The organism is Nocardioides alkalitolerans DSM 16699, assembly GCF_000426525.1.
GTDB lineage: Bacteria > Actinomycetota > Actinomycetes > Propionibacteriales > Nocardioidaceae > Nocardioides > Nocardioides alkalitolerans.
Genome location: NZ_KE384533.1, coordinates 869,996 through 885,027, shown reverse-complemented (window position 1 = coordinate 885,027; position 15,032 = coordinate 869,996). Strand labels below are relative to the sequence as shown.

The window sequence follows — 15,032 nt, the reverse complement described above, 5'->3', positions numbered from 1 at the left end:
CTCCAGACGAGGAACCGCATGGCTGTCTCCACCCTGCCCGGGCTCGACCCCGAGTCCCTCGCGGGCCTCTCGACCCGTGACCGGATCCTCCGCGCCGCCGTCGCGCTGTTCGCGACGAAGGGCTACGCCGCCACGAGCCTCTCCGACATCGAGGAGCTCGTGCAGGTCAAGCGGGGTGCGCTCTACTACCACATCAGCACCAAGCAGGAGCTGCTCTACATGGTGGTGACGCAGTACGTCAGCGACGTGCTCGCGGTCGCCGAGCAGGCCGTCGCGGAGGGCACCGGGGCCGAGCGCCTGCGGGGCCTCATCCGCACCCACGTCGTCTCCGTCATCCGCTACCGCCACCAGCAGGCGATCACCATCCGCGACCTCGACCACCTCGCCCCCGAGCGGGCCGCCGAGCTGCGCGAGGTGCTCGACCGGGTCGACGCGCTGTGGCACCAGGCGCTCGACACCGGCGCCGCCGACGGCACCCTCGCCCCCACCGACACCGCCGTCATGAACGCGATCATCGACACCGCGAACGGCCCGTGGCGGTGGTTCGACGAGGGCGGCACCTACAGCCCCGAGCAGCTCGGGGAGCGGTACGCCGACCTGTGGCTGCGCGCCCTGGCCCCCTGAGGGGGCGTCCTCGGTGGGGGTCTCTCCCCCACCACCCCCGTGTAACGCGGTGTCCGAGCCACTGCACACGCGTAGGAACACGTGTGCAGTCACGTGGACACCGCGTTACACGGGTCGAGGTCGGTTCGGCGGCACCCGTGGGGGTCAGGGACCCTCGGCCGGCACGACGGTGAGGCCCGCGGCCCGACCCTGCACCCCGACGAGGCCGTGCGCGAGCACGAGGTGGCGCCGGACGAGCTCGTCGGGCGACAGCTCGCCGTCGGCGCGGTACCAGGAGGCCACCCCCGTGCAGAGCACGGTGACGGCGCGGCTGGCGGCCTTGGGGTACGGCGTCGCGAACGTCCCGTCGGCGACCCCGGCGTCGACGGCCCGGTCGATGAGCTGCTGCTGGTGGTCGCGCAGCCCGACGATCGTGGCGCGGTTGGCCGGCGTGAGGCTGCGCAGCTCGCTCGAGGTCACGAACGCGCCCTGGTTGCGGAACATGTGGAACCGCAGCACGCACTCCACGAGCGCGTCGAAGCGGCTCAGGCTGTCCGGCGCGGCGGCGGCGAGCGCGGCCTCGCTGCGGTCGATGACCTCCCGCATCACGGCCTCGAGCAGGTCGACGAGGATGTCCTGCTTCGAGCTGTAGTGGTGGTAGAGCCCCGGCACCGACAGCTGCGCCCGGGAGGCCAGCTCACGGATCGAGGTGCCGTGGTAGCCCTGCTCGGCGAAGGCGTCGAGGGCCGCGAGCAGCACCCGCGGCAGGTCGGGCGCGCCGTACTCGCGCCACGCCGACGTCTCGAGCGGTTCCATGCCCCGACCCTACGGCGCGGGGCCCTCCCGACGCCGTCGCGGCGGGCCGGCGGCGCGTGGGCGCCGTTACACGGGTGACATATTGCACAAAAGTTGAAGGTTCTAGGAGTTGCCAAAGTGGGTGGGTCCACCCACAGTTGACGGCTGAAGTCCTCGCCGGAACCGGCGGGGCCGCCCAGATCTGCGCCGAGGCTTGCCACGGTCTGGGGAGAACATGACCGCGTAGAGCGCGAGTGGCGAGCACGGGAGACCCAGGCAGTACGCCGTTCCTCGGGGAGCGGCTAGGGGTGAAGGTCGGCGACGCAGCGATGCGCGCAGGCCCGGGCAACGGCAGCCCGAACCCGACAGGTCATCTTTCGGAGGCGACGCCGCAAGGACCCCCCATGCACAGTGAGTCCACCGTGCCTGCGCCCAGCCGCGCCGGCCTCCACCAGCCCCTGCACCGCGCCGAGGGACGAGCCCGTGTGCTCGCCCGCTCGACGAGCAGCCCGACCACCGGCACCACCAGCACCGGAGCCCGCCCCGAGGCCGGCTCCCTGCGTCGCACCGTCACGGCCACCGGCCTGGCCGTCGCGGCCGTCGTCTCCACCGCCGCCATGAGCGTCGGGGCCACCACCGCCCCGGCCAGCGCGGCCGCCTCCACGACCTCCTCCAAGGCCGCGGCCCAGGCGGAGTTCATGCGGCACTACGACTACCGCAACTGGAAGGTGCTGAAGAACGCCCAGTCCCTCCAGGGCACGCCGTACCGCTACGGCGGCACCAACCCGAGCAGCGGCTTCGACTGCTCCGGCTTCACCAGCTACGTCTACGCCAAGGCCGGCAAGAGCCTGCCCCGCACGTCGAGCCAGCAGCTCGGCGCCGTCGTGCGCGTCACCGCCTCGCAGGTCCGCCCCGGCGACCTCGTCTTCTTCCACAACGGCGGCCGCGTCTACCACGTCGCGATCTACGCCGGGAACAACCAGGTGTGGCACGCCCCCGGCTCCGGCGAGAGCGTGAAGAAGGAGCGCATCTGGTCGACGTCGGCCTACTTCGGCCGCGTGCCGCTGGCCTGACGCACCACCTCCCGCGCAGCACCACCCCGACGGGCCCGGACGACCTCGTGTCGTCCGGGCCCGTCGTCGTACGCTGCCCGGCATGCTGGCCGACGCAGGACCCGGCGACGAGGCCGGAGCGCGACCCGACGACCCCGGCCCCCTCCCGGGGCCCGGCTCGCTCGACGCGCAGATCGGTCAGCGCGTGGTCGACGTCGTCGCCTCGACGATCCGCCAGGACCTCAACCTCATGGACGCGCACGGCACCGTCATCGCGTCGACCGTGGCCGACCGCATCGGCCGACCGCACCGCGCCGCCCGCCGCGTGCTCTCGACGGGTCGGCCGGTCGCGGTCACCCAGGTCGTCGAGGGCGTGGTCGACCGGCCCGGCATCAACGTGCCGCTCGAGGTCGACGGCGAGCTGGCCGGGGTCGTCGGGGTCACCGGCGACCCGGAGCAGGTCGAGCAGCTCGCCCACGTCGTCGCCCTCACCATCCAGCTGCTCATCACCCAGGAGCGCGAGCACGACAGCGACCACCTCACCCGCACCCTGGCCCGCGAGCTCGTGGCGACGCTGTGCTCGTCGACCGCGTCGGCGCCGGCCGTGCGCGAGCGGCTCGCCGCCACCGGCCTGGGCGTCGGGCCCTGGTCGATCGGGGTGTGGGCGGCCACCGTGCCCCACCAGGACGGCTCCGCGACCCCGCCGCGCCACGCCGAGCACCTCGTCACGACCACGAACGACCGGCGCGCGGACGCGCGCCCCGGGTCGTCCGCACCCGCCGGGGCCACCTGCGCCATCGTGCTGCACGGCCTGCTCTGGGTCGTCACCTCCGGCGGGCGCCGGCTCGACCCGTCGCTGGGCGGGGCCGGCACCCGGGCCGTGGTGGTGGACGCCCTCGACGACGTCGACGAGCTCGCCTCCTGGGCCCACGACCTCCGCGCCCTCGGCCGCCTGGCGCGGCTCCTGCCGCACGCCGCCGACCGGGCGACCTGGAACGCCGACCTCGCCGTCACCGTGGCCCACCTGCCCGACAGCACGCGCCGCCGGCTGGCGCGCACCGCCGCCCGGCTCGCTCCCGTCCACCGCGAGACGGTGCGCGCCGTGACCCGCGCCCCCTCGCTCTCGGCCGGCGCCGCGCTGCTCTTCGTGCACCGCAACACGCTGCTGCAGCGCGTGGAGCGCATCCGCACCCTCACGGGGCTGGACCTCCGTCGCGCCGACGACGCCGCCGTCCTGCGCAGCGCCACGATGGCGTACGACGCCGTGGCCGCCGACGGCGACGAGGGCAGAACGCACACCTGAACGAGGTCCGGAGCGCCGCAGGTATGTGCGGTTCGCCGTAGCCGGTGTGACGGCCGTCATCCTAAGGTCGTCGGCATGCCCACCGCAGAGCAGCGCCACCGCTCGCTGCGCGTCGCGATCGTCCCCGACTCGTTCAAGGGGAGCGCGAGCGCGAGCGAGGTCGCCGAGGCCATGGCCGCCGGCGTCCGCGACGCGGCGTCGTCGTCCGGCGTCGGGCTCGAGATCCGCACGCTGCCCTTCGCGGACGGCGGGGAGGGCACCCTCGACGCCCTGCTCGGCGCCTGGGGCACCGACGCCCGCACGACCGCCACGACCGACGCGCTCGGCCGGCCGACCACCGCCCGCTACGGCGTCTCGCCCGACGGCACGTCCGCGATCGTCGAGGCCGCCGAGGCCAACGGGCTGCCGCGCGTGAGCGACGTACCGCTGCAGCCGCTCGCCGCGAGCACCCACGGTGTCGGCGTCCTGGCCCGGGCGGTGCTCGACGCGGGCTGCACCGACGTGCTGCTGTGCATCGGCGGGTCCGCCACCACTGACGGCGGCACGGGAATGCTGCGCGCCCTCGGCGTGCGCTTCCTCGCCGCCGACGGCACCGAGCTGCCCGACGGCGGCGGCCACCTGCGCGACCTCGCCACGCTCGACACGTCCGGCCTCGACCCGCGGGCCGCCGCGGCGCGGTGGCGGATCGCCTGCGACGTCACGAACCCGCTCGTCGGTGAGCGCGGGGCCGCCGCGGTCTTCGGGCCGCAGAAGGGCGCCACCCCCGCCGACGTCGAGGTCCTGGACGCCGGTCTCTCCCGCCTCGCCGACGTGCTCGCCGATCACACCGGTGTCGAGGTCCGCGACCTGCCCGGCGCGGGCGCCGCCGGCGGCATGCCCGCCGCGCTCACCGCGCTCCTCGGGGCCGAGATCGCCCCCGGCGGCCTGCTCGTCGCCGACACCCTGGGCCTCCCGGCGCTCCTCGACGGCGTCGACCTCGTGCTCACCGGGGAGGGCCGCCTCGACTCCCAGTCGTTCGGCGGCAAGGTCGTCGACACCGTCCGCGGCCTCACGCCCCCCGCCGTACCCGTCGTGGTGGTCGCCGGGTCGGTGCAGGTCGACGCGGCCACGCTCGCCGACGCCGGCATCACGGCGGCGTTCTCGATCGCCAACGGACCCCAGGAGCTGTCCGAGATGAGCACCGGCGCCGTCGCCGCCGTCACCGCCACGACGACGCAGGTGGTGCGGCTCCTCCTGGCCCGCTGAGCCGCCGCCCCCGCGCCACCGGCCTGAGCGGGCGCGAGGTCACCGCCCTGGCGCGGCCGGGCTCGACCGACCTCCGGGGCTCAGGCCCCGGTGTAGCGGCCCGGCCGGTGGTTGAGCGCGAGCACCAGGTTGAGCACGACCGCGCCGACGGCCGAGAGCAGCACGTTCTGGGGCGCCACCACGGTGAGGGCACCGACGACCACGAGCACGTCGAGCACCATCTGCACGTAGCCCGCGCGCCAGCCGAGGCGCTCCTGCGCGACGAGCGCCACGATGTTGAAGCCGCCGAGGCTGGCCCCGTGGCGGAAGACGATGAGCAGGCCGATGCCGGCGATGAGGTTGCCGCCGACCGCGGCGTACGGCGCGGAGATGCGGTCGATGTCGAGCATCGACTCGTGCAGGGCGCTCATGGCGCTCACCAGGCCGACGCAGACGAGCGTGCGCAGCGTGAACTGCCAGCCCTTGACCTTGAGCGCCAGGGCGAAGAAGGGCACGTTCACCAGCAGGAAGAGCAGCCCGAACGACATCGGCAGCCCGTAGCTGGCGAGGAGGGCGAGGCCCGCCGTACCACCCGTGACGGCCTGCGCCTCGGTGAGCAGCACCAGGCCGAACGACGCGACGAACGTGCCCGTGAGCACGCCGAACATGTTCTCGAACGGGGAGTGCGGCACCACCTGGATCTCGGTCACGACAGCGACTCTGGGGCGCACCGGCGCCCCGTGGCAAAACGGGAACCCGACCGATCGTTCAGGGGTCCCGGCCCGTGAGGCCGCCGCCCGTGGCCCACGTCACTGTGCGACCATCAGGCGCACATCGACCCCCGCACGCTCACGCAGCGTGCCGACGGAGAGGATCCGGGAGATCATGGCGAATGTGGAGGCGGCGCTCGACGCAGCCGGTCTGAAGAACCCGCACGTGCGCGAGTACGTGGCCTACTGGGCGGAGGTGACCGGCGCCGAGCGGGTCGAGGTCGTCAACGCGTCCGACGACGCCCGCCTGCTCGCCGAGGCCGTCGAGGCCGGCGAGCTCGAGCCCGCCGGTGACGGTCTCTACTACTCCCGCAGCTACCAGAAGGACACGGCGCGCTCCGAGGAGCGCACCATCGTCGCGACGAGCAACCCCGCCGACAAGGGCGTCTACAACAACTGGCGCCCCGCCGACGAGATGAAGGAGCTGCTGACGTCGAAGATGCGCGGCGCCTCCGCCGGCAAGACGATGTACGTGATCCCGTACCTGATGGCGCCGCCCGGCTCGCCGCTCGAGGCGTACGCCGCCGGCGTCGAGCTCACGGACACCCGCACGGTCGTGCTCCACATGATCCGGATGGCCCGCGTCGGCGCGCACCACATCGACGCGCTCGAGGACCCGAACAGCTTCGTGCGCGCCGTGCACGTCACGGGCGACCTGCCGAACCTGGGCCAGGGCACCCCCGACGACCAGCGCTACTTCGTGACGGTCGCCGACGAGCGCACCATCCTCCACTTCGGCTCGAGCTACGGCGGCAACGCGCTGCTCGGCAAGATCGCCCACGGCCTGCGGCAGGCGGCGTACGACGGGTGGGCCTCGAAGAAGTTCCTCGCCGAGCAGTTCATGCTGCTGGGCATCGTCGACAAGGAGACGGGCCGCAAGTACCACATCTGCGGCGGCTTCCCGAGCGCCTCGGGCAAGACGAACCTCGCGATGACGCTGGCCCCGGACGCCCTCGGCGACCGCTACCACGTCGAGTTCTACGGCGACGACATCGCGTGGCTGTGGGTCGGCGAGGACGGCCGGCTCTACGGCATGAACCCCGAGTTCGGCGTGTTCGGCGTCGCGAAGGACACCAACGAGCTCACCAACCCCACGGCGCTGCACTCCATCGCCGAGGGCACGGGCGCGCTGTTCACGAACATCGCCTACAACACGACGACGCAGGAGGTCTGGTGGGAGGGCAAGACGCCCGAGCACCCGACCGACCTCGACGGCTGGACCGACTGGAAGGGCGAGTCGATCGCCGAGCGGGCCGAGGGCGTCGACGCGCCGTGGGCCCACCCGAACAGCCGCTTCACGACGACGCTCGCCAACGTGCCCAACGTGGCGGCCGACTTCGAGGAGCCGGCCGGCGTGCCGATCGACGCGATCATCTTCGGTGGCCGCACCCGTGACCGCGAGCCGCTCGTGCGCGCCATCCACGACCTCGCCGAGGGTGTGTACGACGGGCTGACGCTCGGCGCCGAGGCCACCTTCGCGGCCGACGGGCTCGACGGGCAGCTGCGCTACGACCCCATGTCGATGCGGCCGTTCATGTCGTACGACGAGGCGAAGTACGCCGAGCACTGGCTGAACATCGTCGGCGCGGCCAGCGAGCAGCCGATCTTCGCGCACGTGAACTGGTTCCAGCGCGACGCCGAGGACGGCCACTTCCTGTGGCCCGGCTACCGCGAGAACCTGCGCCCGCTGCTGTGGCTGATGCAGCTCAAGAACGGCGAGGTCACCGGTCGCCAGACCCCGGTCGGCATCATCCCGACCGCCGAGGAGCTCAACCTCGATGGCCTCGACCTGCCCGCCGAGGACCTCGAGCGCATCCTGAACATCGACAACGAGCGCTGGCGCCAGGAGATCGGGTTCCGCGAGGAGCACCTGCAGCAGTTCGACGGTCTGCCCGAGGCGATCTGGGAGGCCCACCGCCGCGTGGCCGCCGCCCTCGACGCGGAGGCCTGAGCCCCACCCTCGACCTCGGTGGTCGAGGAGCGAGCGCAGCGAGCGTCTCGAGACCCGACGGCGGTCGGTCAGGTCCAGATCGGACCCGGCCGGCCGCCGTCGGCCGTCACGACCGCCCCGTTGGTGATCCGGCCGCGGGGCGAGGCGAGGAACGTGATCACCTCGGCCACCTCGGCGGCGGTGACCGGTCGGCCGAGGGCGTTGCCGGCGGCGGCCTTGGCGGCGTACGCCTCGTCGCCCTCGGTGCGCTCGGTGACCGTGAGCCCGGGGTGCACGCACGACACGGAGATGCCCTCGGCGCCCAGCTCGTCGGCGAGGTTCTTGGTGAGGGCGACGACCGCGATGTTGCGCACCGAGCCGGTGATGTTCGAGGTCATGCGGGCGTTCATGCCGCTGACGTTGACGATCGCGCCCCCGCCGGCGGAGCGGAGGTGGGGCAGGGCGGCCCGGACGACGCGCAGGTAGCCGAGCGCCTTGGTGTCGAGCTGGTGGAGGAAGTCGTCGTCGTCCAGCGCGGCGAGGCCGGGCTGCTTCGGGCCGGTCGCCCGCGGGGCAGCGCAGTTGACCACGACGTCCAGGCGGCCGAGCGCCGTCGCCGCCTCGTCGACCGCCGCACGCACCTGGGCGTCGTCGGTGGTGTCGGCGGTGACGGTCACCGCGCCGTCGATCGTCGCCGCGGCGGCGGCGAGAGCGTCGACGTCCCGGCCGAGCAGGGCCACGCGCGCGCCCTCCCGGGCCAGGGCGGTCGCGACCGCCCGTCCGATGCCGCGGCTGCCGCCGGTGACGAGTGCCGTGCTGCCTGCGAGTCCGAGGTCCATGCCGCCCAGCCTCCCCCACCCCCGGTGGGTCGCTCTAGCCTTCGGGCATGAACGCGCCCTCCCCCGTGCCGTCCGCCATGCCCTCCGTCGCGGAGGTCCTCGAGCTGCCCGCCGACCTCGAGCGGGCCGTCGGCCCCGACCTCATCGACGTCAACGGCCACATGAACGTGCAGCACTACCTGCTCGCGGGCGCGACCGGCGGCGAGATGCTCTGCCGTCGCGCCGGGCTCGACGCCGACTACCGCACCGAGCGCCGCCTCAGCGTCTTCACCGCCGAGCACCACCTGCGCTACCTCAGCGAGATGCGCGAGGGCGACGACTTCTCGGTGCACGTGCGCGTGCTCGACCGGTCGGCGCGGGCGACCCACCTCGTCACGTACGTCGTCGACCGCACCCACGAGCGCCTCGCCTGCGTCGTCGAAATCCTGCTCGTCCACGTCGACCTGGAGACCCGTCGCCCCGTGCCGTTCGCCGACGACCTCGCCGCCGGTCTGGACGCCGAGGTGGAGCGGTCCGCCGCGCTCACGTGGCCGGCCGGCGCGTGCGGGGCCATCGCCGTACGGCGCTGAGCTCGCCGCTCGGAGGTCGGGGCTCCGCCCGGCGCCGAGCCCGTGTAACGCGTGGCGCGCCCCGGCAGGACGGCCGCCATGAGCGAGGTAGTCCGTGACGATCTGCTGGTGCCGTACGGCGTGTCGCCCGGCGGATCGTCACGGACTACCTCGCCCCCGGGACCGCTCCGGCCCCAGGACGGCGCTCAGGCCACCCCGGGACGGACTGTGTGCACGATCCTGGTGCTTTGCGCCGTGAATTCAGGGCGTGAAGCGGCGGTTTAACCGCTCGAGCGGTTAAACCGCCACAACCCGCCCAGCCCAGCCCAGCCCAGCGAGCCTCAGGCGCGCCGGGGGAACTGCGTGAAGTCGGGCTTGCGCTTGGCCTTGAACGCCTCGCGGCCCTCCTGCGCCTCGGCGGAGCCGTAGAAGAGCAGGTTGGCGTCGTGGGCGAGCTGCTGGATGCCGGCGTAGCCGTCCTCGTGGGCGTGGAAGCTGAGCTTGGAGAGCCGCAGCGCCCAGGGCGAGAGCTCGAGCATCTCGCGGCACCACTTCACGGTCTCGGCCTCGAGCTCGGCGAGCGGCACGACGGTGTTGATGAGGCCCATCTCGAGGGCGGTCTGCGCGTCGTACTGGCGGCAGAGGAACCAGATCTCCTTGGCCTTCTTGGGGCCGACGAGGTCGGCGAGCACGCTCGCGCCGTACCCGCCGTCGAAGGAGCCGACCCTGGGACCGACCTGGCCGAAGCGCGCGTTGTCGGCCGCGATGGTGAGGTCGCAGACGAGGTGGAGCACGTGGCCGCCGCCGATGGCCCAGCCGGCCACCATCGCGACGATCGGCTTGGGGCAGCGGCGCATCTGCACGTGCAGGTCGGTGACGTGGAAGCGGCCGGTCGCCGACTCGTCGGTCTTGTAGCCGCTGTCGCCGCGCACCCGCTGGTCGCCGCCCGAGCAGAACGCCTTGTCGCCGACGCCGGTGAGGATGATCGCGCCCACCGACTCGTCCTCGCGCGCCTCGTTGAGGGCGTGCGACACCTCGATGAGCGTCTGCGGTCGGAACGCGTTGTGCACCTCGGGGCGGTTGATCGCGATCTTCGCGATGCCGTCCTCGGTCGTCGCGTAGACGATGTCGGTGTAGTCGCCCGACTCCTGCCAGATGATCTCGCTCATGGCGGCCATTGTGCCCCCCGACCCCGACGGTCCCCGTGGCCCCTCAGCCGAGCCCGAGCCGGCTGGTCGACTCCTCGCGCATCTGCACCTTGCGCACCTTGCCGGTCACGGTCATCGGGAACTCCTCGACCGTCATCACGTAGCGCGGGATCTTGAACCGCGCGAGCCGGCCGTCGCAGAAGGCGCGCACCGCGTCGGCGTCGAGCGGCGCCCGCCCGGGACGCATCCGCACCCACGCGCAGAGCTCCTCGCCGTACTTCGCGTCGGGCACCCCCACCACCTGCACGTCCTCGACGTCGGGGTGCGTGTAGAGGAACTCCTCGATCTCCCGCGGGTAGATGTTCTCCCCGCCGCGGATCACCATGTCCTTGATGCGGCCGACGATCGTGCAGTAGCCGTCCTCGCGCATCACGGCGAGGTCGCCGGTGTGCATCCACCCGTCGGCGTCGACGGCCTCCGCGGTCTTCGCCTCGTCGTTCCAGTAGCCGAGCATCACGGAGTAGCCGCGCGTGCAGAACTCGCCCGTCTCGCCGCGCTCGACGGTGGCCCCGGTGACCGGGTCGACCACCTTGATCTCGAGGTGCGGGTGCACGCGGCCGATGGTCGCCGTACGGCGCTCGAGGTCGTCCTCGGCGCGCGTCTGGCAGGAGACGGGGCTGGTCTCGGTCATGCCGTAGGCGATGGAGACCTGGCTCATCCCCATGTCCTCGATGCACCGCTTCATCACCTCGACCGGGCAGATCGAGCCGGCCATGATGCCGCCGCGCAGGGCCTCGAGGTCGTACGTCGCGAAGTCGGGCAGGTTCTGCATCGCGATGAACATCGTGGGCACGCCGTACAGCACGGTGCAGCGCTCGTCCTGCACCGCCCGCAGCGTCGCGGCGGGGTCGAACCCGGGCGCCGGGATCACCATCGTGGCGCCGTGGGTGGTGCAGCCGAGGTTCGCCATCACCATGCCGAAGCAGTGGTAGAAGGGCACGGGGATGCACAGCCTGTCCTCGTGGGTGAGACCGATCGTCTCGGTGACGAGGTAGCCGTTGTTGAGGATGTTGCGGTGGCTGAGCGTCGCGCCCTTGGGGTTGCCGGTGGTGCCCGACGTGTACTGGATGTTGATCGCGTCGTCGGGCGACAGGCCGGCCTTGCGCTCCTCGAGCGCCCCCGCGGGCAGCCGCTCCCCCTGCGCCACCAGCTCGGCCCAGTCGGGCCCGTCGACGTACACGACCCGCTCGAGACCGGGGCACTCACGCCGTACGGCGTCCACCATCGCCGTGTAGTCGCTGCCCTTGAAGCTCGACGCGCTGAGCAGCACGCGCATGCCCGACTGGTTCACCGCGTAGGCGAGCTCGTGGGTGCGGTAGGCCGGGTTGACGTTGACGAGCACCACGCCGGCCTTGGCGGTGGCGTACTGCGCGATCGTCCACTCGGCGCAGTTCGGCGCCCAGATGCCCACCCGGTCGCCCTGCGCGAGCCCGGCCGCGAGCAGGCCGCGGGCCAGGGCGTCGACGTCGCGGTCGAGCTCGGCCCACGTCCACCGCCGGCCCGTGGCGACCTCGACGAGCGCCTCGCGGTCGGCGTGCCGCGCGGCGGTCGCCTCGAAGCTCGCGCCGATCGTCTCGTCGAGCAGTGCCGGTGCGCTCTCACCCGCGGCGTACGACTCCATCGTTGTCTCCTCAGGGGGCTGGGTGGGACGGTCCCACCACTATCACGCTGGTGAGCGCGGTCACACCAGGCTGTCGAGCACGCGGGGCAGGTCGTCGATCGAGGCGAGCGACGCCATGCGCGCCCCGATCTCGCGGGCGACGCGGCGCGCCTCGTCGTCGTCGTCGGCCGGCGCCACCACGAGCAGCTCGTCGAGGGCGCGACCGGCGGGCACCGCGTCGATCTCGTCGGTGGCCCGGCAGTCGGAGAGCAGCACCGTGATGCGCCGCTGGGCGCGGGCGCCGGCCAGCTGACGGGCGGCCGAGCGGAAGGCGGCGTCCAGCGACGTCATCCCGTGGCCCCGCAGGCCGAGCACGCGCTCGACGACCCGCAGGGGCGAGACCGGTACGGCGAGGTCGACCACCACCTCGGCCCGGCGGTCGAAGGCGACGACCGACAGCTCGCCCTCGCCCGCGACCCGCAGGGCGCAGGCCGCGGCGGCCATGGCGGCCGTCACGAGCCGGGGACCGTCCATCGACCCGGACCGGTCGAGCAGCAGGCACAGCGCGGTCGACGGCCGCTGCCACGCCGTGGCCGTCAGCTCGTCGAGCGCCGGGGGTCGCCCCTCGGCGCGCGCGGCGGCGACGGCCTCCAGCGACGCGTCGAGGTCGAGGTCGCCGCCCCGGTCGGCCGGGAGCCGCCGCAGCCGGCCCGAGCCGATGCGGCCGGTCGGCCCGGCCCGCGCCCGGTCGAGCACGAGGCGCGGCACGAGCGCCTGCACCTTGGCCCGCAGGGCCGGGTCGGTCGCCGTGCTCATCAGGGCCAGCAGGGGCAGCACGTCGTCGGGATCGTCGCCGACGGCCTCACGGACGGCGTCGACGTCGAGCTCACCGACCTCCGGCGACAGCTCGCCGAACCGGGCGTGCCGGGCCATCTCGTCGCGGCCGGTCGTGCGCTCGGGCCGGCCCCGGCGCGACGGCCGGGGCTGGCCGTCGGGCGTCGGTGCGGAGGAGCCCGCCCCCGGGGAGGGCGGGCTCAGGCTTCCCCCGGTGGGTCACCTCCTCCGGACTCGCCGGGCTCGCTGTCGTCGGCGTCGCTCGACGGCGGGGGGCCGAAGGCCGCGACGTAGAGCTCCTCGATGATCTCCTCGGGCCGGCGCGACGACGACTCGTCGACGCGCACCCGGCCCGAGAGCGCCACGAGCGCCGCGTCGAGGCCGGCGTGCCAGTCGTCGCCGGCGACGCCGCGGGAGCGTCCGAGCTCGTGGGCCAGCCCGGCCAGGTCGATGACGCCCCGCACCGACGAGCCCACCCGGATCTCCGGGTGCGCGCGGGTCGAGCGCACGAGCGCGACGGCGCACGCCGCCCACTCCGGTGACGGCACCGGGGCCCGGGTCCCGACGATGCGCTCCTCGGCGTCGGCCGACTGGTAGCCCATGGCGATGCGGCAGGTGCGGTCGTAGATCGCGCTGGAGACGCGGGCGGTGCCCACGGCGTCGTACGGGTTCATCGCCGCGACGATGCCGAACCCGGGCTCCGCGCGGACGCGCCCGAGACGGGGCACGGCGATCTCGTGCTCGCTCATCACGGTGAGCAGGGTGTTGAGGGTCTCCTCGGGGACGCGGTTGAGCTCCTCGACGTAGAGCAGGCCGCCCGAGCGGAGGGCGTCGAGCAGCGGGCCGTCGACGAAGACCTCGGGCGCGTAGCCGCGCTCCAGCACGAGGGCCGGGTCGAAGTGACCGACCAGGCGGGCCGGCGTCAGCTCGGCGTTGCCCTCGACGACGACGTAGGAGGAGTCGCGGCGCGCGGCGACCTCGCGCAGCAGGGTGGACTTGCCGGTGCCCGGCGGTCCCTCGAGCACGACGTGCGCACCGCTGCGCAGCGCCGCCTCGAGCAGCTCGGTCTCCCGCGCGCGGTCGACCACCTCGCGGGCGGCCGGGCCCGCGTCGGACCCGGCCCCCCGCGCGTGGTCGGGCTGCTGCAGGGAGTGCAGTGCCGTCATCAGTGCTGGTGCACCACGACGCCGCGGACGTTCTTGCCCTCGAGCAGGTCGTCGTAGCCCTCGTTCACCTGGTCGAGCGAGTAGGTGCGGGTGATGATCTCGTCGAGCTTGATGTCGCCCGACTGGTAGAGCCCGAGGATGCGCGGGATGTCGGTGGTCGGGTTGCAGTCGCCGAACAGGCTGCCGCGCAGCTGCTTGCGGTAGAGCGTCATCACCGAGCCCGGCAGCTGGATGTTCATCTCCTCGAGCTTGTTGAGCCCGGTGAGCACCACGATGCCGCCCTTGCCGACGGCGTTGAAGCCGGCGCCGACGATCTCGGACGTCATGAGGCCGGGGGTGAGGATCGCCGAGTCGGCCATCTGGCCGCGGGTCAGGTTGGTGATGGTCTCCATCGCCAGGTCGGCGCTCTCGAACGCGTGGGTGGCGCCGAGCTCCATCGCCTTCTCGCGCTTGTTGGCGAGCGGGTCGATCGCGATGACGTTCTTCGCCCCCGCCAGGGCCGCGCCCTGCACGGCGTTGATGCCGATGCCGCCGATGCCCATGACGACCACCGTCTGGCCGGCCTTGACCTCGGCCGTGTTGACCGCGGCGCCCCAGCCGGTCGGCACGCCGCAGCCCACGAGCACGGCCTTGTCGAGCGGCAGGTCGTCGTCGACCTTCACGCACGAGTTCTGGTGGATGACGCCCCACTGGCTGAAGGTGCCGAGCATGCACATGGCGCCGTACTGGCCGCGCGGCCCCGTGATCGGGAAGCGCTCACCCGGCAGGTAGCCCTCGAGGATGGTCGCGCCCATGTCGCAGATGGACTGCTGGCCGTTCGCGCAGTAGCGACACGACCCGCAGTTCGGGATGAACGAGCAGACGACGTGGTCGCCCACCTTCACCCGCGAGACGCCGGGGCCGACCTCCTCGATGATGCCCGCGCCCTCGTGGCCCAGGACCATCGGCAGCCGCGCCTCCAGGTCACCGTGCGCGATGTGCACGTCGGAGTGGCACAGCCCCGCGTAGGTGTAGCGGATCAGCACCTCGCCCTCCTGGGGCTTGCTGAGCTCCAGCTCCTCGATCTCGATCCGCTTGCCGGGCTCGTACACGACCGCTGCCTGCGTCTTCATGGGTGCGTTTCCTCCTGCTCGAAGTGACCTGAGCCACACTCGCAGCAC

Annotated in this window: 14 protein-coding genes; 6 read left to right on the top strand and 8 right to left on the bottom strand. The window is 73.1% G+C overall.

What is annotated here, in order from left to right; genetic code table 11:
• The first annotated feature begins 18 nt into the window (after nucleotides 1-18).
• A complete protein-coding gene (locus K329_RS28575) occupies nucleotides 19-624 on the top strand; it encodes a TetR/AcrR family transcriptional regulator (protein ID WP_052337192.1) in 606 nt (201 codons plus the stop codon).
• Nucleotides 625-768: 144 nt separating this feature from the next.
• Here the strand turns inward: K329_RS28575 and K329_RS28570 are convergent, their stop codons facing one another.
• A complete protein-coding gene (locus K329_RS28570; protein WP_052337191.1) occupies nucleotides 769-1,419 on the bottom strand; it encodes a TetR/AcrR family transcriptional regulator in 651 nt (216 codons plus the stop codon).
• 383 nt (nucleotides 1,420-1,802) lie between these two features.
• Here K329_RS28570 and K329_RS31540 point away from each other — a divergent pair, with 383 nt between their 5' ends.
• The 3 genes from K329_RS31540 (at nucleotide 1,803) to K329_RS28560 (ending at nucleotide 4,998) form a co-directional block, all read left to right on the top strand.
• Complete coding sequence (locus tag K329_RS31540; RefSeq protein WP_245596634.1) at nucleotides 1,803-2,471, top strand: C40 family peptidase; 669 nt, start codon at nucleotides 1,803-1,805, stop codon at nucleotides 2,469-2,471.
• 82 nt (nucleotides 2,472-2,553) lie between these two features.
• Nucleotides 2,554-3,753 (top strand): CdaR family transcriptional regulator, encoded by a 1,200-nt coding sequence (locus K329_RS28565; protein WP_052337190.1) that lies wholly within the window; start codon nucleotides 2,554-2,556, stop codon nucleotides 3,751-3,753.
• A gap of 75 nt (nucleotides 3,754-3,828) precedes the next feature.
• The gene (locus tag K329_RS28560) at nucleotides 3,829-4,998 is read left to right on the top strand and encodes a glycerate kinase (RefSeq protein ID WP_043644353.1); all 1,170 of its coding nucleotides are present in this window, start codon (nucleotides 3,829-3,831) and stop codon (nucleotides 4,996-4,998) included.
• A gap of 80 nt (nucleotides 4,999-5,078) precedes the next feature.
• On the opposite strand, the gene K329_RS28555 is transcribed toward K329_RS28560, so the two are convergent.
• Nucleotides 5,079-5,687 carry a YitT family protein gene (locus K329_RS28555; protein WP_043644350.1) on the bottom strand — a complete coding sequence of 203 codons (609 nt, stop codon included), beginning with the start codon at nucleotides 5,685-5,687 and terminating at the stop codon, nucleotides 5,079-5,081.
• A 175-nt stretch (nucleotides 5,688-5,862) separates the two neighbouring features.
• Between K329_RS28555 and K329_RS0121045 the strand changes: the two genes are divergently transcribed.
• Entirely contained in the window at nucleotides 5,863-7,698 is a 1,836-nt protein-coding gene (locus K329_RS0121045; RefSeq protein WP_028474584.1) for a phosphoenolpyruvate carboxykinase (GTP), read from the top strand.
• 68 nt (nucleotides 7,699-7,766) lie between these two features.
• Here the strand turns inward: K329_RS0121045 and K329_RS0121040 are convergent, their stop codons facing one another.
• Nucleotides 7,767-8,516: an SDR family NAD(P)-dependent oxidoreductase gene (locus K329_RS0121040; protein ID WP_028474583.1), complete on the bottom strand. Its 750-nt coding sequence runs from the start codon at nucleotides 8,514-8,516 to the stop codon at nucleotides 7,767-7,769.
• A 47-nt stretch (nucleotides 8,517-8,563) separates the two neighbouring features.
• Here K329_RS0121040 and K329_RS0121035 point away from each other — a divergent pair, with 47 nt between their 5' ends.
• A complete protein-coding gene (locus K329_RS0121035; RefSeq protein WP_028474582.1) occupies nucleotides 8,564-9,085 on the top strand; it encodes a thioesterase family protein in 522 nt (173 codons plus the stop codon).
• Nucleotides 9,086-9,405: 320 nt separating this feature from the next.
• Here the strand turns inward: K329_RS0121035 and menB are convergent, their stop codons facing one another.
• The 5 genes from menB to K329_RS0121010 all read right to left on the bottom strand — a co-directional run bounded on the left by menB (nucleotide 9,406) and on the right by K329_RS0121010 (nucleotide 14,984).
• Nucleotides 9,406-10,233 (bottom strand): 1,4-dihydroxy-2-naphthoyl-CoA synthase, encoded by an 828-nt coding sequence (gene menB / locus K329_RS0121030; protein ID WP_028474581.1) that lies wholly within the window; start codon nucleotides 10,231-10,233, stop codon nucleotides 9,406-9,408.
• A 43-nt stretch (nucleotides 10,234-10,276) separates the two neighbouring features.
• Nucleotides 10,277-11,893, bottom strand: a complete 1,617-nt coding sequence (locus tag K329_RS0121025; RefSeq protein WP_028474580.1) for an AMP-binding protein — start codon at nucleotides 11,891-11,893, stop codon at nucleotides 10,277-10,279.
• A gap of 60 nt (nucleotides 11,894-11,953) precedes the next feature.
• Nucleotides 11,954-12,805 (bottom strand): vWA domain-containing protein, encoded by an 852-nt coding sequence (locus tag K329_RS28550; protein WP_052337189.1) that lies wholly within the window; start codon nucleotides 12,803-12,805, stop codon nucleotides 11,954-11,956.
• Nucleotides 12,806-12,906: 101 nt separating this feature from the next.
• On the bottom strand, nucleotides 12,907-13,872 hold the full coding sequence (locus K329_RS0121015) for an AAA family ATPase (protein ID WP_084541484.1): 966 nt from the start codon (nucleotides 13,870-13,872) through the stop codon (nucleotides 12,907-12,909).
• Nucleotides 13,872-14,984 (bottom strand): NDMA-dependent alcohol dehydrogenase, encoded by a 1,113-nt coding sequence (locus tag K329_RS0121010; RefSeq protein ID WP_028474578.1) that lies wholly within the window; start codon nucleotides 14,982-14,984, stop codon nucleotides 13,872-13,874. The genes K329_RS0121015 and K329_RS0121010 overlap by 1 nt, the downstream gene beginning before the upstream one ends.
• Nucleotides 14,985-15,032 lie beyond the last annotated feature (48 nt).